The organism is Faecalibacterium sp. BIOML-A4, from assembly GCF_009679665.1.
Taxonomy (GTDB): Bacteria; Bacillota; Clostridia; order Oscillospirales; family Ruminococcaceae; genus Faecalibacterium; species Faecalibacterium taiwanense.
In genome coordinates this window covers 178334-200920 of sequence record NZ_WKZG01000002.1, presented here as the reverse complement: position 1 = coordinate 200920, position 22587 = coordinate 178334, and the positions used below count along the sequence as shown (strand labels likewise).

General features: G+C 58.3%; 16 protein-coding genes. 7 read left to right on the top strand and 9 right to left on the bottom strand.

Annotated elements, in window-relative coordinates; all coding sequences use genetic code 11:
• Positions 1–57: 57 nt before the first annotated feature.
• The 5 genes from GKG34_RS02655 (at position 58) to GKG34_RS02635 (ending at position 7353) form a co-directional block, all read left to right on the top strand.
• Entirely contained in the window at positions 58–282 is a 225-nt protein-coding gene (locus GKG34_RS02655) for a DUF896 domain-containing protein (protein WP_005943900.1), read from the top strand.
• Between the two features lie 210 nt (positions 283–492).
• Entirely contained in the window at positions 493–1785 is a 1293-nt protein-coding gene (locus GKG34_RS02650) for an adenylosuccinate synthase (protein WP_044953951.1), read from the top strand.
• 45 nt (positions 1786–1830) lie between these two features.
• Positions 1831–2733, top strand: a complete 903-nt coding sequence (locus tag GKG34_RS02645; protein ID WP_005943906.1) for a DegV family protein — start codon at positions 1831–1833, stop codon at positions 2731–2733.
• A 444-nt stretch (positions 2734–3177) separates the two neighbouring features.
• Complete coding sequence (gene clpB, locus GKG34_RS02640) at positions 3178–5790, top strand: ATP-dependent chaperone ClpB (protein ID WP_005943912.1); 2613 nt, start codon at positions 3178–3180, stop codon at positions 5788–5790.
• Positions 5791–6048: 258 nt separating this feature from the next.
• Positions 6049–7353 carry a hemolysin family protein gene (locus GKG34_RS02635; RefSeq protein WP_005943918.1) on the top strand — a complete coding sequence of 435 codons (1305 nt, stop codon included), beginning with the start codon at positions 6049–6051 and terminating at the stop codon, positions 7351–7353.
• 135 nt (positions 7354–7488) lie between these two features.
• On the opposite strand, the gene GKG34_RS02630 is transcribed toward GKG34_RS02635, so the two are convergent.
• The 9 genes from GKG34_RS02630 to GKG34_RS02590 all read right to left on the bottom strand — a co-directional run bounded on the left by GKG34_RS02630 (position 7489) and on the right by GKG34_RS02590 (position 19177).
• A complete protein-coding gene (locus GKG34_RS02630) occupies positions 7489–8409 on the bottom strand; it encodes an ROK family protein (RefSeq protein ID WP_154255535.1) in 921 nt (306 codons plus the stop codon).
• 100 nt (positions 8410–8509) lie between these two features.
• On the bottom strand, positions 8510–9907 hold the full coding sequence (gene cysS, locus GKG34_RS02625) for a cysteine--tRNA ligase (RefSeq protein WP_005943925.1): 1398 nt from the start codon (positions 9905–9907) through the stop codon (positions 8510–8512).
• Between the two features lie 119 nt (positions 9908–10026).
• Positions 10027–10782 carry a pyruvate formate-lyase-activating protein gene (gene pflA, locus GKG34_RS02620; RefSeq protein WP_005943928.1) on the bottom strand — a complete coding sequence of 252 codons (756 nt, stop codon included), beginning with the start codon at positions 10780–10782 and terminating at the stop codon, positions 10027–10029.
• Positions 10769–13021 carry a formate C-acetyltransferase gene (pflB, locus tag GKG34_RS02615; RefSeq protein ID WP_154255534.1) on the bottom strand — a complete coding sequence of 751 codons (2253 nt, stop codon included), beginning with the start codon at positions 13019–13021 and terminating at the stop codon, positions 10769–10771. The genes pflA and pflB overlap by 14 nt, the downstream gene beginning before the upstream one ends.
• Before the next feature lie 901 nt (positions 13022–13922).
• Entirely contained in the window at positions 13923–14381 is a 459-nt protein-coding gene (locus tag GKG34_RS02610; protein WP_154255533.1) for a hypothetical protein, read from the bottom strand.
• 5 nt (positions 14382–14386) lie between these two features.
• Positions 14387–15430: a lysylphosphatidylglycerol synthase transmembrane domain-containing protein gene (locus GKG34_RS02605; protein ID WP_154255532.1), complete on the bottom strand. Its 1044-nt coding sequence runs from the start codon at positions 15428–15430 to the stop codon at positions 14387–14389.
• A 160-nt stretch (positions 15431–15590) separates the two neighbouring features.
• Positions 15591–17186, bottom strand: a complete 1596-nt coding sequence (locus tag GKG34_RS02600; protein ID WP_154255531.1) for a glycosyltransferase family 4 protein — start codon at positions 17184–17186, stop codon at positions 15591–15593.
• A gap of 26 nt (positions 17187–17212) precedes the next feature.
• Positions 17213–18004, bottom strand: coding sequence for a hypothetical protein (locus tag GKG34_RS02595; RefSeq protein ID WP_154255530.1), 792 nt, complete (start codon positions 18002–18004; stop codon positions 17213–17215).
• Between the two features lie 57 nt (positions 18005–18061).
• The gene (locus GKG34_RS02590) at positions 18062–19177 is read right to left on the bottom strand and encodes an acyltransferase (RefSeq protein ID WP_005943949.1); all 1116 of its coding nucleotides are present in this window, start codon (positions 19175–19177) and stop codon (positions 18062–18064) included.
• 401 nt (positions 19178–19578) lie between these two features.
• On the opposite strand from GKG34_RS02590, the gene GKG34_RS02585 reads away from it, so the two are divergent.
• Both GKG34_RS02585 and GKG34_RS02580 read left to right on the top strand, forming a co-directional pair.
• Positions 19579–21027, top strand: coding sequence for a class I adenylate-forming enzyme family protein (locus tag GKG34_RS02585; protein WP_243139195.1), 1449 nt, complete (start codon positions 19579–19581; stop codon positions 21025–21027).
• Positions 21028–21047: 20 nt separating this feature from the next.
• A complete protein-coding gene (locus GKG34_RS02580) occupies positions 21048–22520 on the top strand; it encodes a class I adenylate-forming enzyme family protein (protein WP_154255529.1) in 1473 nt (490 codons plus the stop codon).
• The last annotated feature ends 67 nt before the right edge of the window (positions 22521–22587 follow it).

The window sequence follows — 22587 nt, the reverse complement described above, 5'->3', positions numbered from 1 at the left end:
CTGAGAGGGTTTGCTTTCTTATTATAACATATTCCGCTTGAAAATACAGGAGGCACCATGACACAGGAAAAGATCGCCCGCATCAACGAGCTGGCAAAAAAGAGCAAGACCACCGGCTTGACCGAGGCCGAAAAGGCAGAGCAGCAGGCCCTGCGCCGCGAATACATCGACGACATGAAGGCCAGCCTGCGCGCGCAGCTGGCCAACACCTCCATTCAGGAGCCGGACGGCACCATCCACAAGGTGACCCGCCGTGCCGACCTTGAGAACCCCCGCAGCTGAACGCACAATTTTGCGCACACTTTTTTGGAGGAAAACGCAGCCAAAAGCTGTGTTTTCCTCTTTTTTTGCACGGCGATCTGTGCTATACTATACTTGCATTGGTATGTGTTTTGTGTATGCCTGCTGATGTGTTTTCCCAAGGTGGCGTATCCCGGGCAAGGTGCACGGAAAAGGCTGTCTTTTGAAAAAATGATAAAGAGGTCATTTATTATGCTTACTGCAATTACGGGTATCAACTGGGGCGATGAAGGCAAGGGCCGCATGGTCGACCTCATCAGCCAGGAGTATGACATCGTTGCACGTTATCAGGGCGGCAACAACGCCGGTCACACGGTCAAGAACGAGCGCGGCAAGTTCGTGCTGAATCTGCTGCCCTCCGGCATCCTGCGTCCGAACGTGGTCTGCGTTATGGGCAACGGCATGGTCATCGACCCGCATCATCTGGACGGCGAGATCAACAAGCTGCGGGAGCAGGGTGTTGAGATCAGCCCGGCAAACCTGAAGATCTCCGACCGTGCAACCATCACCATGCCCTACCATGTGGAGCAGGACGGTCTGGAAGAAGCACGTCTGTCCAAAACCGGCGCACAGTTCGGCTCCACCAAGCGCGGCATTGCCTACGCTTACGGCGACAAGTACATGAAGAAGACCCTGCGCATGGGCGACCTGCTGCATCTGGACGACGCTGTGAAGAAGCGCCTCGTCACCATGGTGGATTCCAAGAATCTGGTCATGGAGGGCAGCTACAACGCCGCTCCCATCAGCGTGGATGAGATGTGGGCATGGCTCGAAAAGTATGCCGCCATCTTCAAGGATTACATCTGCGATGTGGGCCAGTATCTGGCCGATGCAGACGCTGCAGGCAAGAAGGTCCTGTTCGAGGCTCAGCTGGGCGCTCTGCGCGACATCGATTTCGGCATTTACCCCTATACCACCTCTTCCAACGTCATCGGTGCTTACGCCCCCATCGGCGCAGGCATCCCGGGCCACAAGCTGCACAACTCCATCGGCGTGATGAAGGCTTACTCCTCCTGCGTGGGTGACGGCCCCTTCACTGCCGAGCTGGCTATGACCGAAGAGGAAAAGCACGACCTGCGTGAGGCTGGCCACGAGTACGGTGCAGCCACCGGCCGTCCCCGCCGCGTTGGCCCCATCGATCTGGTGGCAAGCCGCTACGGCGTGTTCTGCCAGGGCTGCGATGAAGTTGCTCTGACCCTGCTGGACGTGCTGGACTACATGGAAAAGATCCCCATGGTCACTGCCTACAAGCTGACCGATGGCAGCACCACCACCCGCTTCCCCATGGGCGAAGCTCTGGACACCGCACAGCCCGTGGTGGAGTACCTGCCCGGCTGGCACTGTGATATCACCGCAGCCCGCAAGTGGGAAGACCTGCCCAAGGAAGCACGCGATTACGTGGAATATCTGGAAAAGGCTGTCGGCTGCAAGATCACCTACATCTCTGTGGGTGCCGAGCGTGAGGCTTATATCCACCACGTATGATCCCCTGCAAAGCTCCTGAATGATTCAGAAAAGGAAGCGTCACAGATGTTTGATATCATTACCGACAGCGCATGCGACCTGACGCTGGACACTGCCAAACAGCTCCAAATCGAGGTCGTGCCCTTCTATGTCTCGCTGGACGGCGAGCACTACCGCAAAGAAGGCAAGGAGATCGCCGTGCGGGACTTCTACCAGTTCATGGTGGACAACCCTTCGGCCTACCCCAAAACCAGCCTTGCTTCCATTGAGGACTTTGAGCAGGCATTCCGTGCCCATGCTGCTGCTGGCCGGGATGTGCTGTGTCTGGTGTTCACCAGCAAGATGAGCGGCTGTGTGGGTAGCGCCCGCAATGCCCGGGATCTGGTGCTGGAAGATTTCCCCGATGCCCGCATTGAGGTCATTGACAGCGCGGCGGCTACCGTTACCGAGTCCACCATGGTGGAAAACGCCGTGGCCATGCGGGACGCAGGCTGCACGCTGGACGAGACCGTGACATGGCTGGAAGCAGAGAAAGCTACCAACCAGATCTTCTTCACGGTAGGCAATCTGGACTATCTCATTAAGGGCGGCCGCATTGGCAAGGTGACGGGCCGTGCAGCCAACATGCTGGGCATCAAGCCGATGATCCTGTTCAAGGATGGCGAGATCTTCTCCGGCGGCGTGGCCCGCGGCCGACAGAAGAGCTTTGAAAAAGCGCTGGAACAGCTGATGAACTATCTGGATGCCCACGGCGGCACCCCGGACGACTACCGCATCACCGTAGGCTACGGCTACGACGAAGAGGAAGGCAAGCGCCTGTGGATGCAGACCCGCGCGGCCCTGCGTGCAAAGTACCCCGGCGCACAGTGCGAAGTGGGCCTGCTGCAGATCGGCTGCACCATTGCCGTGCACACCGGCCCCTATGCGCTTGGCATGGGCGTGATGCGCCGCTGGAAAAAGCAGGGCTGAACGTAAAGCCTTGACAAATTTATAAAAAGTAACTATACTAGAAATAGAAAAGGCACTGCGACAAGCGGTCAGCCCTTTTGGGTTATAGTTCTAAAACGAACCGTCACCGGCCAGGGTGGCGGTTCATCTTTTACCTTAAGTTGCAAGGATGCACTACACGGCTGAAAAAGCTGTGTGGTGCTTTTTTTGCTGAAAAAACTGTGATTTGCAAACTTTTTATGAACCCTATTGACAAAGTGGGAAAACAGGAGTATAGTTTTAGCAGTCGAACAGATAGAGTGCTAAAACAAGTAAAACCAGTTCGGCAGGAGGTGCTTGAAACCGTGAAACAACTGAAGAATAGCCGCTGCTTCCCGTTCGGCAGCATCTCTGCACCGGGCTTTTAGCAGATGACTATCGTGTCCGCTAAAATAAACCTTCCGGTATGAATGGAGGCTTGACTTTATGAATACCAATCAATATACACAGAAAACGCTGGAGGCTCTGCAGGCAGCGCAGCAGCTGGCTGTGGAGTACCAGCACAATCAATTGGAACCTGAACATCTGCTGCACGCCCTCGCTTCGCAGGAGCAGGGCCTGATCCCGCAGCTGCTGCAGAAGCTGAATGTTGACCCCGGCAGCTTTTCTGCCGCCGTGGCCGAAAAGCTTTCGGCTCTGCCCCGGGTCTCCGGCTCCGGCCGTGACCCCGACAAGGTCTATATCTCGCAGGCTGCCGATAAGGTGCTCAGCGCCGCCGCCCGAGAAGCCAAGGCCATGAAGGACGACTATATCAGCGTGGAGCATGTGTTCCTTGGTCTGCTGGACGAGCAGACCCAGAACACCACCGAGTTGTTCCGTGCGTTCAGCATCACGAAAGATAAGTTCCTGCAGCAGCTCACAGCAGTGCGCGGCAACCAGCGTGTGACCAACGACAATCCCGAGGAGACCTACAACGCCCTGCAGAAGTATGGTCAGGATCTGGTAGACCTTGCCCGCAAGCAGAAGCTGGACCCCGTCATCGGCCGTGATCAGGAGATCCGCAACGTGATCCGCATCCTGTCCCGTAAGACCAAGAACAACCCCTGCCTGATCGGTGAGCCCGGCGTTGGCAAGACCGCCATTGCAGAGGGCCTTGCACAGCGTATCGTGCGCGGCGATGTGCCTGAAAACCTGAAGGACCGCATCGTGTTCAGTCTGGACATGGGCGCTCTGGTGGCCGGTGCAAAGTACCGCGGCGAGTTCGAGGAGCGCCTGAAGAGCGTGCTGAACGAGGTGAAGAAGAGCGAGGGCAAGATCATCCTCTTCATCGATGAGCTGCACACCATCGTGGGTGCCGGCAAGACCGATGGTGCCATGGATGCAGGCAACCTGCTCAAGCCCATGCTGGCCCGGGGCGAGCTGCACTGCATCGGTGCCACCACGCTGGACGAGTATCGCCAGTATATCGAGAAAGACCCCGCTCTGGAGCGCCGCTTCCAGCCGGTACAGGTGGATGAGCCCACCGTGGAGGACACGATCTCCATCCTGCGCGGCCTGAAGGAACGCTACGAGGTGTTCCACGGCGTGAAGATCAACGACAGCGCCCTGATCGCCGCTGCCACCCTTTCCGACCGCTATATCACGGATCGTTTCCTGCCGGATAAGGCTATCGACCTTGTGGATGAAGCCTGCGCCATGATCAAGACCGAGATGGACAGCATGCCCAGCGAGATGGACGATCTGGCCCACCGCATCACCCAGCTGCAGATCGAGCAGGTGAGCCTGAAAAAGGAGACCGATGCCCTGAGCCAGAGCCGCCTGAAGGATCTGGAAAAGGAGCTGGCCGAGCTGCAGGACAAGTTCCGCAGCATGAAGGCAAAGTGGGAGAACGAGAAGAACGCCATCGGCAAGGTGCAATCCCTGCGTGAGCAGATCGAGCAGACCAATGCCGACATTGAAAAGGCTCAGCGCGAGTACGACCTGAACAAGGCCGCTGAGCTGAAATATGGCAAGCTGCCCCAGCTGCAGAAACAGTTGGAAGAGGAAGAGAAGATCGCCGCAGCCAAGAAGGAGGACAGCCTGCTGCGTGACCGTGTGACCGACGAGGAGATCGCCCGCATCGTGGCCCGCTGGACCGGCATCCCGGTGGAGAAACTGGTGGAGGGTGAGCGCGAGAAGCTGCTGCATCTGGACGATGTGCTGCACCAGCGGGTCATCGGTCAGGACGAGGCTGTGACCAAGGTGAGCGAGGCCATCCTGCGCAGCCGCGCCGGTATCGCCAACCCCAACCGCCCCATCGGCAGCTTCCTGTTCCTCGGCCCCACCGGCGTGGGCAAGACTGAGCTGGCCAAGGCACTGGCACAGGCCTTGTTTGACGACGAGCGCAACATGGTGCGAATCGATATGACCGAGTATATGGAGAAGTTCAGCGTCAGCCGTCTGATCGGCGCGCCTCCGGGATACGTCGGTTACGAAGAGGGCGGCCAGCTGACCGAGGCTGTGCGCCGCAAGCCCTACAGCGTGGTGCTGTTCGATGAGGTGGAAAAAGCCCACCCCGATGTGTTCAACATCCTGCTGCAGGTGCTGGACGATGGCCGCATCACCGACAGTCAGGGCCGCACCGTGGACTTCAAGAACACGGTCATCATCCTCACCTCCAATCTGGGCAGCGACATCATCCTGAACGATTTGGAGCAGCGCCGTGCCAACGGCTCTAACGAGCTGAGCGAGGAAGCAAAGCACCAGATCGACCAGCTGCTGAAGAGCAAGTTCCGCCCCGAATTTCTGAACCGTCTGGATGAGATCGTCTACTACAAGAGCCTGACCAAGGACGAGATGCGCAGGATCGTGGATCTGCAGCTGCAGGATCTGCGCAAGCGCATGGACGAGGGCAAGCACCTCAAGCTGGAGGTCACCACCGCTGCCAAGGACTTCATCATCGATTCTGCTTACGACAGCGTCTATGGCGCACGTCCCATCAAGCGGTTCATCCAGAGCCGCGTGGAGACCCTGATCGCCAAGGCCATCATTCAGGGCAGCTATACCGAGGGCAACACCCTGACGGTAGACTGCGAGAATGGCGCTTTGACCCTGCGATAATGTAAATTTTACCTGTTCTGTACGGACTTTGCGGCAAGAAAGCTTGCACCACCGTACAGAATATGGTATGATTACAAATAACATTGATGTGCTTTTCATCGCGGAACAGCAACGATGGGGAGCACATTTTTGTATACGGAAAGAACTCCTTCCGTCATCGCGCGGCAAGGCTCCCTCTTTGAGGGAGCTGGTTGCGAAGCAGACTGAGGGAGTCTGTTCTTTAATAAAAACAGAAAGTTGAGTGTGATTTCCCTTTTTATGGACGATGGCAGTATTACGCTTTTGGCGGCGCTGATCATTCTGGTGGCATTTTCCGCCTTTTTCTCCGCCTCTGAGACCGCATTTTCTTCCCTGAACCAGATCCGCCTGAAAAGCCGCGCCGAGGACGGCGATTCGGCAGCAGCCCGCGTGCTGGCTATGTCGGAAAAGTACGACAAGCTGCTCTCCACCATCCTCATCGGCAACAATATCGTCAACATTGCCGCAGCATCCATTGGCACAGTGCTGTTCACCCGCCTGCTGGACCCGGAGCGGGGCGCGACGGTGTCCACCTTCGTGCTGACCATTGTGGTTCTGATCTTTGGCGAGGTGACCCCCAAGAGCCTTGCAAAGGAGATGCCGGAGACGGTTGCCACGGCGGTTTCGCCCTTTTTGAACCTGCTCATGATCCTGTTCACCCCGCTGACCTGGCTGTTCAGCCAGTGGAAGCGCCTGCTGGGGCATTTCATCCGCAGCACCGAGGAGGACACCATCACTGAGGGTGAGCTGATGACCATGGTCAGCGAGGCCGAGAACGACGGCGAGCTGACCGACCGGGAAAGCCAGCTCATCCGCAGCGCCATTGAGTTCGACGATGTGGAGGTGGAGGAGATCCTCACGCCCCGCGTGGATGTGATCGCGGTGGAGGACGATCTCTCGCTGGATGAGGTGGCCGATACCTTTGCGGAATCGGGATATTCCCGTCTGCCCGTCTACCACGGCACCATTGACAACATCATCGGTGTGGTACATGAAAAGGACTTTTACCTTGGCCGTCTGCGCAAGGATACCACGCTGGAAGACCTTGTGAAGCCCACCCTTTATACCACCGGCTCCACCCAGATCTCCCAGCTGCTGCGCACCCTGCGCGAGCAGCACCATCACATGGCGGTGGTGGTGGACGAGTACGGCGGTACCGAGGGCATCATCACGCTGGAAGACATTCTGGAAGAGCTGGTAGGCGAGATCTGGGATGAGCACGACGAAGCGACCGAGGACTTCCGCAGGCAGTCGGACGGCAGCTGGATCGTGCTGGGCAGTGCCGGTGTGGACGACCTGTATGAGAGGCTGGGCCTGCCGGAGGATGAAGACATCGATTCCAATACGGTGAACGGTCTGGTGCAGGAAAAAACCTGCCATCTGCCCAAGGTGGGCGACCGGTTCACGCTGGGCGAGTACGACGGTGTCGTTACCCGCACGGCCAAGCGCCGCGTGACCGAGGTGCGCCTGACCCCGGCGGAAAAGCCGGAACCGAAGAAGGAAGAAGACGAAAAGCCGCACTTCAACCGGCTGACCAATAAGTAAATCTAAGGGAGGATGCCGTTTTCCAATACGGCTCTATCCTGTGAAAAAGCAAACTCCGGCAGACCGCAGTCTGCCGGAGTTTGCTTTGTAAAAATAATTGTTCCGCTGAATATGGCTAGAGCGAAGCGGAAGCCATTAAATGGTTTTGCTTTCCGCCTGCAGATAGATATACAATGCTCCCACCTGATTGGCTTCGCTGCTGAAATGGCAGGGCACGATCTCGCAGCGGGGCAGACCGATCATGTAAGGTGATTCCCCACGGGAAGCAAACAGCCCGGCATATACCCGGCGCAGACTGTCCAGCAGCAGCGGCTGCTTGCTGATGCCGCCGCCGATGGCTACCTTTTCCACATCCAGCAATACGGTCAGGTTGTAGATCTGCACGGCCACCATCCTGCAGAACCGTTCCAGCACTTCCAGCGCTTCCGGCTCGGCGGCATTGGCGGCATCAAAAAAGAGTTTACCGTTCATGGGGGCATCGGCAGGCAGGCCCTTGCGGGCGCGATACCACTTGAGCAGGTATTTGGTGCTGCACTGGCAGGCCATGGTTTTTTCGGCATTCTCCCACTCGTCGGCGTTGGTGTTCACAAAGCTGTACTCTCCGGCGGTAAAGTGCACGCCGCGCACCAGCTGGCCATTGGCAATGATGCCGCCGCCCACGCCGGTGCCGATGATAAACACTGCCGCATTGCAGCAGCCCTGCAAGGCACCGGCCCGCAGCTCTGCAATGGCTGCAGCCTTGCCGTCGTTTTCCAGCGTGACACGGCAGCCGCATCTTTCGCGCACCAGCTGCCCTACCTGCGTGCTGGTGTTGTACAGAAGTGCCCCGCCGTTGGAGACATAGCCGGTGTTGGCATCCACAAAGCCGGGCAGCGCCATGGCGATACCGTCCACTTCATCCTTATGCGGTGCATACAGAGCGTATATTGTGTCGAGAAAATGCTCCTGCGTATCCTGCGGCGTGGGTACGGAACCGGCATCGAAACGGTTCATCTGCTCGTCCATGACCGAATATTTGATCTCGGTGCCTCCTACGTCAAAAACCATGACCTTCATTGCTGTTCCCTCCGCAAAGCTGATCGTCTTCCTTATTATGGCAAATGCGTGCAAAAAAGTAAAGCCATCCGCAACATGCCGCGAATAGCTTTACTTTAATTTAGAGCTTGCTCAGCTGCGGGCCCTGTGCGGTATCCTTGACCGCCCAGCCCAGTTCGGTCAGCTGTGCACGGATGGCATCGGCAGTGGCCCAGTCCTTGGCCTTCTTGGCGGCGGCACGCTTCTCTACCAGCTCAGTTACCTCGGCGGGCACCTCGTCCTTCTTGCGGTTGTACAGCAGACCCAGTACGCCGGTGATCTCGTCGAACGCAGCGGCGGCGGTCTGCAGGGCATCCTTGGAGGAAACAGCCGACAGCGTATTGATCTCCTTGACCAGATCGAACACGGCAGCCAGTGCATCCGGGGTGTTCAGGTCATCGTCCATGGCAGTGCAGAACTTGGTGCGGGCCTCGGCAGCCTTTTCCTTCAGAGTCTCGTCGGTGCCAAAGGCATCCTTGGTCAGGGCAAAGTCCAGATTTTCGCGGCAGGTGTACAGGCGCTCGAGACTGTTTTTGCAGCTCTCGATGAGATCCACGGTGTAGTTCAGCGGCATCCGGTAGCCTGCGGTCAGCATGAAATAGCGGATGGGTTCGTAGCCGTAGACGTCCGCCACGTCCCGCACGGTGAAGAAGTTGTGCAGGCTCTTGGACATCTTCTGATTGTCCACGTTGATGAAGCCGTTGTGCATCCAGTAGCGGGCGAACTCGCAGCCGTTGGCACACTCGCTCTGGGCGATCTCGTTCTCGTGGTGAGGGAAGATCAGATCCTGACCGCCGCAGTGCAGATCGATGGTCTTGCCCAGATGGGTGCGGCTCATGGCGCTGCACTCGATATGCCAGCCCGGACGGCCCATGCCGTAGGGGCTCTCCCATGCAGGTTCACCGGGCTTTGCGGCCTTCCACACGGCAAAGTCTGCGGGGTCCTCCTTCAGGTCGTCGTCCATCTGGCTGCGCAGCTCACGGTTGCCGCTCTCCAGATCGTCCAGCTTCAGGTGGCTCAGCTTGCCGTACTCGGGATCGCTCTTCACCCGGAAGTACACATCGCCGTTCTTGGCAACATAAGCGTGGCCGGAGTCGATCAGATCCTTCACGATATCCAGGATCTGCTGGATGTGCTCGGTAGCCCGGGGCTGGACGGTGGGCTTTTTGCAGTTGAGGCCGGCGGCATCCTTGAGGTACTCGGCCTCAAAGCGCTGAGCGACCTCCTTCATGGAGGTGCCCTCTTCCTGTCCCTTCTTAATGAGCTTGTCGTCGATATCGGTGATGTTGGAAACATAGAACACCTTGTTGCCGCGGTACTCAAGGTAGCGGCGCAGGGTATCGAACACGATCAGCGGGCGGGCGTTGCCGATGTGGATATAGTTATAAACGGTAGGGCCGCAGACATAGATGCGGTATTCACCGGGCACCTGCGGCACGAATTCTTCTTTCTGGCGGGTCAGCGTATTGAAAATCTGCATGGCTGTTTCTCCTTTTTTACTTTTTTCATTATAACGGTGTACAGAAGGGAAGTCAAGAAAAAACGACCGCTCCCGGCGCATTCTGCACACCGGAAACGGTCGTTTTTCAAATCAGGAGCTTAGCCGGGATAACGGCTCACTTCCAGCAGCTCTTCTGCACGCTTCACCTGCTCCGCTGTGGGCGGCACGGCGTCCGGCAGTGGATAAGGGATGCCCAGCTTCTGCCACTTGAACAGGCCCAGCGTGTGGTAGGGCAGTACCTCCACCCGCTGCACCGTTTTCAGGCTGCGGATAAAGTCTGCGGTCCTGCGCAGGCCCTCCTCGTCGTCGGTCAGGCCGGGCACCAGCACATGCCGGATCCACAGCGGGATGCCGAGGTCAGAAATATGCCGCGCCATCGCAAGGATGTTGGCATTGTCTTTGCCGGTGAGCTGCCGGTGGCGTTCCGGATCGATCTCCTTCAGGTCGAGAATGACCAGACTGGTGGACTTCATCAGCCGGTCGAAACCGGCCAGATAATCCGGGTCATCGGGCCGGAAGGGCTGCCCGGCGGTATCCAGAGCCGTGTGCACGCCTTTGGAGCGGGCCAGCTCGAAGAATGCCGTCAGGAACTCCATCTGGCGCAGCGGCTCGCCGCCGCTGACCGTGATGCCGCCCTTTTTGCCCCAGTAGTTGCGGTAGCGGTAGACCCGCTGGAACAGCTTTTCTGCCGTCCATTCCTCGCCGCCCTCCGCAGCCCACGTTTCCGGGTTGTGGCAGTATTTGCACCGCAGGGCACACCCCTGCAAAAACACCACAAAGCGCACACCGGGGCCGTCCACAGAGCCGAAGGATTCCAGCGAGTGGACATAGCCGATGGGGTTACAGGGCTGCATGGCAGGTGCGGGAGATAACGTCCATCTGCTGCTCGCGGGTCAGGTCGATGAACTTGACGGCGTAGCCGGAGACGCGGATGGTGAAGTTGGCGTACTCCTCCTTCTCGGGGTGCTCCATGGCATCCAGCAGCTTCTCCTTGCCAAAGACGTTCACGTTCAGGTGGTGTGCGCCCTGATCGAAGTAGCCGTCCATGACCTGTACCAGATTCTCCACCCGCTCGCCTTCGCTGTGACCCAGAGCGTCCGGGTTGATGGTCTGGGTGTTGGAGATGCCGTCCAGTGCCCAGTGGTAGGGCAGCTTTGCCACCGAGTTCAGGGAAGCCAGCAGGCCGTTCTGCTCTGCGCCGTAGCTGGGGTTTGCACCGGGAGCAAACGGGGTGAAGGCGGCACGGCCGTCGGGCAGAGCGCCGGTGTACTTGCCGTACACCACGTTAGAGGTGATGGTCAGGATAGAGGTGGTAGCCTCAGAGTTGCGGTAGGTGTGGCGCTTCTTGATCATCTCCAGGAAGGTGCGCAGCAGCCACACGCCGATCTCGTCGGCGCGGTCATCATCGTTGCCGTACTTGGGGAAGTCGCCCTCGGTCTCAAAGCCGGTGGCAAGGCCGCACTCGTCACGCACTACCTTCACCTTGGCGTACTTGATGGCGCTCAGGGAGTCGATGACGTGGGAGAAGCCTGCAATGCCGGTGGCAAAGGTGCGGCGCACGTCGGTGTCGATGAGGGCCATCTCGGCTTCCTCATAGTAGTATTTGTCATGCATATACTGGATCAGGTTCAGCACATTGACGTACAGGCCAGCCAGCCAGTCCAGCATCTGGACATACTTGGGCAGTACCTCGTCGTAGTTCAGGTACTCGCTGGTGATGGGGGCATAGTTGGGGCCGCACTGCTCGTGGCTCTTCTCGTCCACACCGCCGTTGATGGCGTACAGCAGGCACTTGGCAAGGTTGGCGCGGGCACCGAAGAACTGCATCTCCTTGCCGGTCTGGGTGGCAGACACGCAGCAGCAGATGGAGTAATCATCGCCCCACACGGGCTTCATCACGTCGTCGTTCTCGTACTGGACAGAGCTGGTATCGATGGACACCTTGGCGGCATATTTCTTGAAGCTCTCCGGCAGGGCGGAGGAGTACAGAACGGTCAGGTTCGGCTCCGGTGCGGGGCCCATGTTTTCCAGCGTGTGCAGGAAGCGGTAGCAGTTCTTGGTGACCATGCTGCGGCCATCCATGCCGATGCCGCCCACTTCCAGCGTTGCCCACACAGGGTCGCCGGAGAACAGCTGGTTGTAGCTGGGGATGCGGGCAAACTTGACCATGCGGAACTTCATGACCATGTGGTCGATCAGCTCCTGAGCCTGGGTCTCGGTCAGGGTGCCGTTGTCCAGATCGCGCTGGATGTAGATATCCAGGAAGGTGGAGATGCGGCCCACGCTCATGGCAGCGCCGTTCTGGGTCTTGATGGCGGCCAGATACCCGAAATACAGCCACTGGCAGGCCTCCTTGGCGTTCTTTGCAGGCTGAGAGATATCATAGCCGTAGGCCTCGGCCATCTTCTTCATGCCCTTCAGGGCGCTGATCTGGCGGGCGATCTCCTCGCGCAGGCGGATCACGTCGTCGGTCATGGTGCCGTCGCCGCAGTTGGCGAAGTCCTCCTGCTTGAACTTGATCAGTGCATCGATGCCGTACAGGGCCACGCGGCGGTAGTCGCCCACGATGCGGCCGCGGCCGTAGGTGTCCGGCAGGCCGGTGATGATGTGGGTGTGGCGGGCCGCCTTCATCTCAGGGGTGTAGGCATCAAACACAGCCTGATTGTGGGTGCGGGTATAATCGGTAAAGATCTTGTGCAGCTCCTCGCTGGGCTGGTAGCCGTAGGTGGTGCAAGCCTGCTCTGCCATCTTGATGCCGCCGTAGGGCATGAAGGCGCGCTTGAGGGGCTTGTCGGTCTGCAGACCCACGATCTGCTCCAGATCCTTCAGGCTTTCGTCGATATAGCCGGGGCCGTAAGCGGTCAGGCTGCTGACCACTTCGGTCTCCATATCCAGCACGCCGCCCTTGGCGCGCTCGGCCTTCTGCAGCTTCTGCAGGGCACCCCACAGCTTGTCGGTTGCCTCGGTGGGGCCGGCCAGAAAGCTTTCGTCGCCGTCATACGGGGTGTAGTTCTTCTGGATGAAGTCGCGCACATTGACTTCTTCTTTCCAGATGCGGCCCTCAAAGCCTTCCCACTGTTCAAAATTGATCATTGGAACCTCCTTGCTCCATTACGCAGTTAGCGTTTTCTAACTAATGAGCCTTTGAAAAACCGCTCTGTATGGCGGCTTTCTGGGGGCAAAACGGTCTTGAACTGCCGGTTACAGCAGCCCCAACTACAAGGTGTAGACAAAAATGAAAACCTGCCCACAAAATCTTGCGTTATTATAATAGCAAGAACCCCTTTAAAAAGCAATAGATAACAAGTGGGTTTTCTTCCAAAGCAAAGGGCTTTCTTTGGGCAGAATGTAGAAAAAGCGCTGAAATCCCGGCGGTGCACCTATTTTGCGAAAAAAATCGAAAAATAAGGGTTGACAAGACTAACCGGCTGTGGTATTCTGTTCTCGCAACGAGGTTAGACGAATCTAACCACGTTGCACCAGAAAAGCAGAAGCCTCTGCAAGGGCTTCTGCGAAAACCGGATCCGCCATGGCAGAGCTGCGGAGCTGTGTCAGGTGATCCCCAAGTTTGTCGTGGCGAGGCCACTCCATCTTGCTTACGCAAGACCGCTTTGTGGCTTAAAAGCCCCACTGGGGCTTTCATTGCTGCGCAAACGCCAATTCCTCCATTCCATTCTCTTTTTTCAAGTGAGCTGTGGTTTTAGTTTGCTCCCACGGCTCGATGCGCGGCATTCGGTGTGATTGGTACCGCACCAAGTGCAAAAGAAAAACAAAAACGGGACATGCAGCTTGACCACCTGCGTGCCCCGATTTTTGTTTTTATAAGGGAAACGACCCTCTCAGCCGCCTGCGGCGGCAGCTCTCCCGAAGGGCGAGCTTCATGCGCAAGTACGGAAAGATACTACTTTTGGTTTGAAGGAAAACGTTTAAGCCAGATGCAAAGAAGCTCCCCCTTTCGGGGGAGCTGGCATCGCTCAGCGATGCCTGAGAGGGTTTACTTCACGATCTCCGCCAGCTTTTGATACACTTCCTCCGCGCCGCCCTTGGGTTCTTTGATCTTTACGAACTGGCTGTTGACAATGGCGGTGCCATCGGAGTAGACGGTGAACAGGAGGTTATTGTTCTCGGCATCATCGTAGTAGCTCACAGTGACGGAATCCACCGGGTATTCGTGGCTGTAGGAGGAATACTGCTGGTTGAACCGCCTGACACAGGTAAGGCCGGAGAGCACATTTGCGATCTGCTGATAGGCCGGATCGTCGGCAGAGAGCAGCTGAACGTCCATCTCTGCGGAGCGGGCAAAGTTCTGAATGTGCTCCACCCGGACACTGGCCTGTGTGCTGGCCTCAATGCTGGATGCAAGGTCGATCCGGGCAGAGGGAAGGATGAGCACCAGCGCCAGCAGGATGAGCAAAACGATGCTGAACCGGGACAGAATGCCTTTTTCCTTCATAAGAGTCATGCCTCCTTTGGCAGCTCCGCTCCCATTTGGCCCAGATGCCGCTGAGCGATGAAGAAGCCCACGGCGCTGGCGGCGAACACCACATAATAGCTGGCGATGCGGTAGAGCATCATCACGCTCATCACCTCGCCGCGCTCCAGAAAGCTGCCGAACACCAGCAGGAATGCCGTCTCGATGGAGCCCATGCCGGCCACATTGGGCAGGGCGTTGGACAAAAACAGCATCAGGCTGGTGAGCAGCTGCACCTGCAAAAAGCTCAGAGGGGAAAGCCCCATGAACCGGATGCACAGGTAGGGCAGGCAGAACAGCCCGAACAGCTTGACCGCCTGCAATGCCAGAATTTCAGCGCAGCGGGGCTTATCTGCCAGCAGACGGCGGCTCTCCTCGCCCAGAACATCCAGCTGCTGCTGCCAGTCGGCGCGGCGCTGCTGCCATTTTTCCGTTTTGGGCAGCAGACGCATCAGCCAGCGGGCAAGATCCTGCACCAGCGGCGATACGCACACCAGCACCAGCACCACAATGATGGCCGCCACTACAGCGTATGCCATGGGCAGATAATTCATCACACCGGTGGTGTTGGCGGCAAGCCATCTGTGCTGAAACAGCAGCATCACCGTGGCATACAGCAGCACGGTGGTTTTGTGGAACACGTACTGCAGGGTCATCAGGCCCACGCCCGGGCCAACCGGCAGGCCGCAGCGGTGCAGATACCATGTCTGCACCGGCACTGCACCTGCGCCCAGCGTGACCACATTGCCAAAGGTGCCGCACCACGCGGTATCGATGCCCTGCCAGAGCCTGAAGCCCGGGATGCGGCTGCGCACGATGACCCACGCCACGCACCCCTCCAGCAGCGGGTAGCTGAGGCCGATGGCCAGCACCACCAGCACCTGCCATGCGGACAGCTGCGAAAGCGCTGCGGTGATCTCGGCCCAGTTGTCCTTGAACAGCAGCACGATGATGCCGGTAAGTGCGGCGAGCACCAGCAGCGAGATCACTGTCTTTTTGCGGGAAGGTGCGGCAGAGGCGGGTTGGCTCATAGAGAGAACAGGCTCCTTTCAGGCGGAATGATTTGATAAAAGTATAACACACGCGGCCTGTGTCTTTGTGAACGGAACTGGAATTTTCTTGTGCAATTTTGATGGAATGATAAAAAGGCAAGGGCAGATGCACGCATCGACCCTTGCCTTTATCTTGTTTTTAGTCTGTTGATTCGTTCACCAGCCGTGTCAGGGTGGCAACATAGGCTTCGTTGGAATAATATTTCTCGTACATTTTCCGGCAGTCAGCTTTCATGGCGGCCAGCTGTTCCGGATGCAGAATAGCATGCTCCAGCACCTTTGCCAGCTGATCCGGGTCGTCGTCTTTGTACACAAAGCCGTCCACGCCCTCGGTGATCAGCCCGGCGGTGCCGGTGTGCTCCGACACGATGGAGGGCTTGCCGAAGATCAGGCCCTCGGTGACGAAGGTTGGCATGGGATCATCGCGGGAAGCGCATACCACGCAGGCGCACTGATCCATCAGGGATTTAATCTCGGGCCGTTCCAGACGCTTGCGGTAGAAAACGGTGTCCGGGTAGTCCTCCACCAGTGCATCCACGGCGTTCTTCAGGCTCTTGTCCGCCGCCTTGCCCACGAACAGGAAAGCAGCCTTCTGGCGCACCTCGGGCTTTAGCAGGCGGATGGCGTTGCAGAAAATATCCTGACCCTTGCGCGGCTCAAAGGAACCTACGGTCACGAACAGCGGCCTGCCGCCGGCATAGCTGATATCGTAGGGCGGGAAGCTTTCCTGCGCATAGTCCGGCAGACCGTAGATCAGCTGTTCAATGCTGAAGTCCGGCCGCACCGAGTGCATGGCGGCAGTGGCGTGGGAGCCTACGGCGCACACATGCACATTGGAGCCCAGTGTTTTGGGAATCTTGTGCGCAATGAACGGGTAGCCTGCAAAGGCATCGTGCAGCCACCACAGCACCGGCACGAAGGAGCCGTTCAGGGTGCTCACGGCGGCAGCCTCTACCACGGTGTTGGCCAGCACAAAATCGGCACTGGTGGCAAGGCCCCACAGCGACGAGTTCATCACGCAGTCGCTGCGGGTCACTACGGCGGCACCGGCATCCAGAAACAGCGGCAGCGAGCCGTCGTCCGCAGGGCCAAGCACCACCACTTCAAAGCCCATGCTGCGCAGCACCGGCACGGCACTTGTCAGCACGATGGGCGCACCGGTCATGGTCAGCTCGTGGCTCAGGATCAAAGCACGCTTTCCGTCTGCAGAGAACACATCGTCGGCACACAACTCCCGCCGGAAGTGCAGCAAAGACTGCGGGATGCGGTGGCAGTTTTCCGCCATGGCGGTGGCAAGGCGCAGCAGCTCGGTCACGCTGTCCCTGCCGCGCGCAGCGGCGCGCACCCGGTCCAGAAGCTTCCGCGATACCATGGCGCAACGGCTGCACGGGATGTGCTGGGTGCTCAGATAAAGGGCGGTGGAGCCATCGAAGCCAAAGGCGGCATCACACACCACAAAATCGGCACCGGTGCGCAGGGCGGCGGCAAAATAGGTCAGGGCGGTGGAGGTGCACTCCAGATCTTCACTGACCAGCAGCACGCCCTCCACCGAGTCGGTCAGGGCGGGGGCCAGCTCCGTCACCAGCCGGAACTTGCGGTGCAGCTGGTTTTCCAGTGCGTGCTCCAGCGCCTGATGACGGCCCGGTGCATACACCAGCAGATAGGTACTCTGGGTATCGGTATAAACCTGCTTCGTCAGCTGCTTACGCTGCAGGGTGCTGTAACTGCTGTACATGTTGACAACTCCTTTAGCGATCCGATTCAGCCGCGCAGCAGGCGGCGCAAAGCACGCAGCGGTGCGGTAAGCCGCCAGCTGCTGCTCTCGTACAGGTTTTCCAGCGAATCTTCATAGGCAGCACGGCTGTTCTGCAGTTCTGTCAGCTGATTGTTCAGCCGGGTGTTCTCGGCAAGGGCGGCCTGCAGCTGTTCCAGAACATTGTTCTTTTCGGCCTCAGCCTGCAGCTTGATGGTATTCAACGCGCTGAGCAGGGCCTTGCCGGGCTGCTCGTGCTGGAAGCGGCCCAGCGGATAGTAATGATAGGTCACGGCAAACTTCATCCCGGCCGCAAAGGGCACGGTGCTGCACACGGTCAGGTTGGGGTCCACATCCAAAAACAGCAGGCAGTCTTCCTGCAGCTGGATGCCGTTCATGGCGCGGCATTCCAGCCGCTCGTCCGAAATGCTCAGGTCAGTCACGCAGCAGGCCAGCTCACCGGGGTCCAGCCGCAGCGCACGGGCATCCGTGGGCAGGGTGAACACCGCAGAGACCTCGTGGGTCAGTTCGTCGTAGGCATCCTCGGCAACGGTCAGGCATTCCCGCGGGGAATAGCCGGAGCCGGAATCGTAGAACAGCTGCGGCAGGGTCAGGGCGGCAGGCTCGTTGTCGCTGCCGTGCCTTGCCAGTGCGGCCTGATAGTTCAGCACCTGTTGTTCCAGCTCCAGACACCGCTGTGCCAGCCGGGATACACCTTCGTCAGAGAGCTTGAGCTGCTGTTCCAAGTCAGCAGCGCGGCTGCGGGCCGCAGCAAGGGTCTCGGGGACATCGTTGTTCATAACCGGATTCTCCTCTTACTTTTATGATGGCTGCACCGCAGCAGCCGGAAAAACATGTCAGTGCCGGGAGGTATAGTGCACGGCGGGCGTTCTGCGCTGTGCCGGGAAAAATCGGATGATGAGTGCGCGGCGTACACGCAGCAGCTCACACACCAGCCAGATAGAGCCCAGAGCGATGGCATATTGCAGCCACATGCCCAGCACCGGCTGCGCAGAGAACTTTGCTACCATCAGATACCACGGAATAGCGATGATCTCCACGGTATGTACGCAGAAAATGTTCAGCGAACGGCGGCCCACCGCTTCCAGAAAGTGCACGATGGGGCCATGGCCGCGGCTGAGCCGCATGAACAGCCGGATGAAAAGCAGGCCTGCAGCACCGTCCAGAAAGATGCTCAGCGGCCCCAGTGACCACTCGGCCAGCGAGATGCAGTCGGTGGTGCGGGTAGCAAGAGCGCCTACGGCAATGAGTGCTGTGGCGGCCAGCAGCCCGGCAAAGACTTTGGGCGGCAGGGGCTCGTCCAGCAGATGCTTCTTTTTGGCAAGGAAGCCGATATAGAGGTAGGGCACCACCACGGCACCCTGGATCAGGCAGAAGGGCAGCTCCCACACAAGGCTCGCGCCCCAGCCCAGCAGGACGCAGCCTGCCACAGCCCATGGAACATAGCGCTCCGGGAAGATGTTCAGGATCACATCCAGCAGCACCCAGCCTACCATCAGCGCCAGCAGATACCACATCGGCCCGCAGGAGAAGAACTCCTGCCCGAAATACTTGGCCGTGTGGGGCAGGCCCAGCAGAAAGCCGCCGGTGACCTTGATAGACTCGCCGATGGTGCCGGGCAGGTACTGGAACGTCTTATAATGGATGATAAAGTGCAGCACGCAGGTGAACAGTGCCGTGTAAGCATAGGGTTTGAGCAGGCTTTTGAGCTGCTGGTGGATGCACTTGTGGATAGAGCGCTTGCGGAAGCCGTAGCCGCTGGCAATAAAAAAGGCGGACATCAGCGCTTCGCGGTAGATGAACGGGAAAAACGCGGTCAGGGACAGGCCGCTGACCGCCTGCATGGGATAAAGCTCGGCGGTATGCGCAAAAACGATGGTCAGCATACCGGCACCCTTGAGCATGTCGAACATGCCGATGGAGCTGGCGGTGCGGGGCTTGGTTCCTTCCATGGAGGTTCCTTCCTTGCGCGGGACATTCCATCAGAGCCGGACGCCGCACAATGCGTAGATTTTGAATGAAAAAGATAAAATTTTGTATGGATATGAACCCAGTATAATGCTTTTTGCACAGACTGTCAATTTTGAATTGCGGTCCGGCGGGCGGGGACACATTGCAGCCTGCAATAAAAGCATAGCACAGGCAGGGCGGCTTCGCAACGAAAGGCAGAATTTACATCTGGAAACGACATGATATGCAATATTTTATTGTCAATGTTTGGAATTAAATGTTGCAAAACTCTTGCATTGACACAGGCCTTATTGTATACTGGGCACAGTTGGAAATGACTGGAAGGATCTGTGTTGGCCTACACAGGAGCGCCGGATCGGATGATAAAAATGGAGGCAGAAAAATGATTACATCGCTGTATCAGTCACTTTGCAATATGGAAACCAACATTGCAGACCGTGTGGCTCTGCGCTGGTATGATGAAAAAAAGCAGGGCGTGGCCGAGGTGCACTACGCACAGTATGCCCAGGATCTGCGCCGGTTCGTGGCGTTCCTGCGTGCAGAGTATGGCGATGTGCGCGGCAAGCGTGTGGCGATCCTGGCCCGCAACAGCTACCAGTATGTCATCTGCATGTACGGCACGGTCATTGCCGGAGCCGTGGCTGTGCCGCTGAACCTTGGCAAGGACTGGGATGCCATCTCCTATGAGCTGGGCCTCACCGAGCCGGTGTGCATCCTGCAGGATGGCGAGTTCGCGGAGCGGGAGCCTGCCCTCGCTGAGACCTACGGCAGCATCCTGAAGCCCATGGATGTCTTTGCGGCCTATGAGCCTGCCGAGGACGTGACCGAGGTGGAGGACCTCTCTGTTCTGGCCTTTATCATGTTCACCTCCGGCACCACCGGCCGCAGCAAGGGCGTTATGCTGAGCCAGAAGAACCTGTTCAGCGCCATGCCGGCTTTTCTGGACCCCTTTGACGATGTGAAGAAGTACATGGGCTGGAACACCGATGAGTTCTCGTCCCTGTCCACCCTGCCCATGTTCCACATCTCCGCCATGACCAGCCTTGTTTCGTGGAGCATCACCGGCCACTCCATCAACCTGTGCAACAACCTGAAGTATTTCTACCGTGATCTGGGTGCCATGCACAGCGAGGTGATGGCGGTGGTGCCGGTGCTGCTGAAGAGCATCTACAGCGATGTGATGAAGGGCCGCCGCGACCGCCTGAACGGCCTGTGCGTGCTGACCTGCGGCGCTGCCATGTTCGACCCCAAGATTCTGAGTGATATGATGGAGAAGGGCTTCTTTGTGGCCCAGATGTACGGCCTGACCGAGACCTGCGGCGACGGTGCATGGAACTCCTCACAGGAGGCAAAGTACCTGACCAGCGTGGGCCATGTGGACCTCAGCTGTGAATACAAGCTGGACGACGGCGAGCTGTGCATGCGGGGCGACCCCATCATGCTGGGCTACTACAAGGACCCGGAAGGCACTGCAGAAGTCATCGATGCAGACGGCTGGTTCCACACCGGCGACATTGCCCGGGTGGAAGAGGACGGCTACATGTACCTGACCGGCCGCAAGAAGAACGTGATCATTCTGGACAGCGGCGAGAACGTGAATCCCGAGGAGCTGGAAAAGCTGCTGGTGCCCTGTGCGGACATTCAGGAGTGCATCGTGAAGGAAAAGAACAAAAAGATCTGTGCCCTCATCTACTGTGACCCTGCAAAGCAGGAAACTGTGAAGGAGTTCGTCACTGGGGTCAACCGCGGCCTGCCGCTGTACAAGCGCATGGTGACGGAGTTCAGTGCACAGCCGCTGCCCCGCAACGCCATGGGAAAACTGCTGCGCTGAACACAGGAGGAAACAGAACAATGAGTAAGATCAGAGTGCTGGATAATGTCTACGACCTTATCACCATCAACATGGAAGACCGCTTCAAGGATAATGTGGCCTTCCGCTTCTACGACACCGCAAACGATGCCGTGACCACCATCCTCTATAAGGATTATGTGCAGGATATCCGCAAGGCGGTGAATTACTTCCAGTCCACCATCCCGGAGATCAAGGGCAAAAAGATCTGCCTGCTCACCAAGAACAGCTACGAGTATGCCGTGAACACCTTTGGCGTGGTGGCGGCCGGTGCGGTGCTGGTGCTGCTGAACCAGCGCAAGAGCTGGGACGAGCTGAGCTACGAGCTGGGCCTTGTGGAGCCGGATGCCATCCTGACCGACGGCGACGACTACGGCTTCAACGACCAGCTCAAGGCTGCCTACGGCGAGATCCTCCGCCCCATGGATGGCTTCCGGAGCTATGAGCCTGCGCAGCTGACCCGCTGCATCGACCACGAAGCCCTGATGGTCCTGATGTTCACCTCCGGTACCACGGGCCGCAGCAAGGGCGTGATGCTGAGCGAGAAGAATTTCTTCTCGGTGATGCGTGCCCACACCCAGATCGGTGAGCACATGATGGCGTATAAGCACGAACCGAACCTCGTCATGAGCCAGTACACCGTGCTGCCCATGTTCCATCTGGGCGCGTTCATCTGCCTGTTCTCCTGGGCCCACGCAGGCTGGGCGCTGAACGTCAGCAGCGACATCCGCAACTTCTATAAAGAGGTAAAGCGGATGCCCAGTCAGGCCATGGCGGTGGTGCCGGTCATTATGAACTCGCTCCACCACGATGTGATGCGCGGCCGCAAGGACCGTCTGGGGGAGCTGTGGGTGCCCATCTGCTCCTCTGCCATGTTCGACCCGCAGGTGATGCTGGATATGGCGGAACACGGCATGTTCGTGGTGCAGACCTACGGCAGCACCGAGACCTGCGGCGACGGCATCATCAACTACGCACAGGACGCAAAGCACATCGGCGCTGTGGGTCAGGGCAACGATTATCTGGACTACAAGATCGCCGAGGACGGCGAGCTGTGCATGCACGGCGACAGCATCATGCTGGGCTACTACAAGGACCCGGAGGCCACCGCCGAGGTCATTGACGCGGACGGCTGGTTCCACACTGGCGATCTGGCCCGCAAGGACGAGGACGGCTACTATTTCCTGACCGGCCGCAAGAAGAACCTCATCATTCTGGACAGCGGCGAGAACATCAGCCCCGAAGAGCTGGAAGGCATCGTGGGCAAGTGCGAAGCCGTGAAGGAATGTGTTGTAAAAGAAATGGGCAAGAAGATCGGCGTGGTGGTCTATTGCGACGAGGACAAACAGCAGCAGGTGCGGGACTTTATCACCGAGGCAAACCGCACCCTGCCGCTGTACAAGCGTATGAGTGCAGTGGAGTTCAGCACCGAGCCGCTGCCGCGCAACGGTGCAGGCAAGCTGCTGCGCCAGTGATACAGATGCGATCGAATGCCCGGATGCATAAATGGGCCGGCAGACCGGCAGACTGAAAACAGGAGTT

What these genes read in the sequence shown, in the direction of transcription:
- GKG34_RS02655 (WP_005943900.1), top strand. Translation starts at nt 58, where the DNA reads ATGACACAGGAAAAGATCGCCCGCATCAACGAGCTGGCAAAAAAGAGC.
- GKG34_RS02650 (WP_044953951.1), top strand. Translation starts at nt 493, where the DNA reads ATGCTTACTGCAATTACGGGTATCAACTGGGGCGATGAAGGCAAGGGC.
- GKG34_RS02645 (WP_005943906.1), top strand. Translation starts at nt 1,831, where the DNA reads ATGTTTGATATCATTACCGACAGCGCATGCGACCTGACGCTGGACACT.
- clpB (WP_005943912.1), top strand. Translation starts at nt 3,178, where the DNA reads ATGAATACCAATCAATATACACAGAAAACGCTGGAGGCTCTGCAGGCA.
- GKG34_RS02635 (WP_005943918.1), top strand. Translation starts at nt 6,049, where the DNA reads ATGGACGATGGCAGTATTACGCTTTTGGCGGCGCTGATCATTCTGGTG.
- GKG34_RS02630 (WP_154255535.1), bottom strand. Translation starts at nt 8,409, where the DNA reads ATGAAGGTCATGGTTTTTGACGTAGGAGGCACCGAGATCAAATATTCG.
- cysS (WP_005943925.1), bottom strand. Translation starts at nt 9,907, where the DNA reads ATGCAGATTTTCAATACGCTGACCCGCCAGAAAGAAGAATTCGTGCCG.
- pflA (WP_005943928.1), bottom strand. Translation starts at nt 10,782, where the DNA reads ATGCAGCCCTGTAACCCCATCGGCTATGTCCACTCGCTGGAATCCTTC.
- pflB (WP_154255534.1), bottom strand. Translation starts at nt 13,021, where the DNA reads ATGATCAATTTTGAACAGTGGGAAGGCTTTGAGGGCCGCATCTGGAAA.
- GKG34_RS02610 (WP_154255533.1), bottom strand. Translation starts at nt 14,381, where the DNA reads ATGAAGGAAAAAGGCATTCTGTCCCGGTTCAGCATCGTTTTGCTCATC.
- GKG34_RS02605 (WP_154255532.1), bottom strand. Translation starts at nt 15,430, where the DNA reads ATGAGCCAACCCGCCTCTGCCGCACCTTCCCGCAAAAAGACAGTGATC.
- GKG34_RS02600 (WP_154255531.1), bottom strand. Translation starts at nt 17,186, where the DNA reads ATGTACAGCAGTTACAGCACCCTGCAGCGTAAGCAGCTGACGAAGCAG.
- GKG34_RS02595 (WP_154255530.1), bottom strand. Translation starts at nt 18,004, where the DNA reads ATGAACAACGATGTCCCCGAGACCCTTGCTGCGGCCCGCAGCCGCGCT.
- GKG34_RS02590 (WP_005943949.1), bottom strand. Translation starts at nt 19,177, where the DNA reads ATGGAAGGAACCAAGCCCCGCACCGCCAGCTCCATCGGCATGTTCGAC.
- GKG34_RS02585 (WP_243139195.1), top strand. Translation starts at nt 19,579, where the DNA reads ATGATTACATCGCTGTATCAGTCACTTTGCAATATGGAAACCAACATT.
- GKG34_RS02580 (WP_154255529.1), top strand. Translation starts at nt 21,048, where the DNA reads ATGAGTAAGATCAGAGTGCTGGATAATGTCTACGACCTTATCACCATC.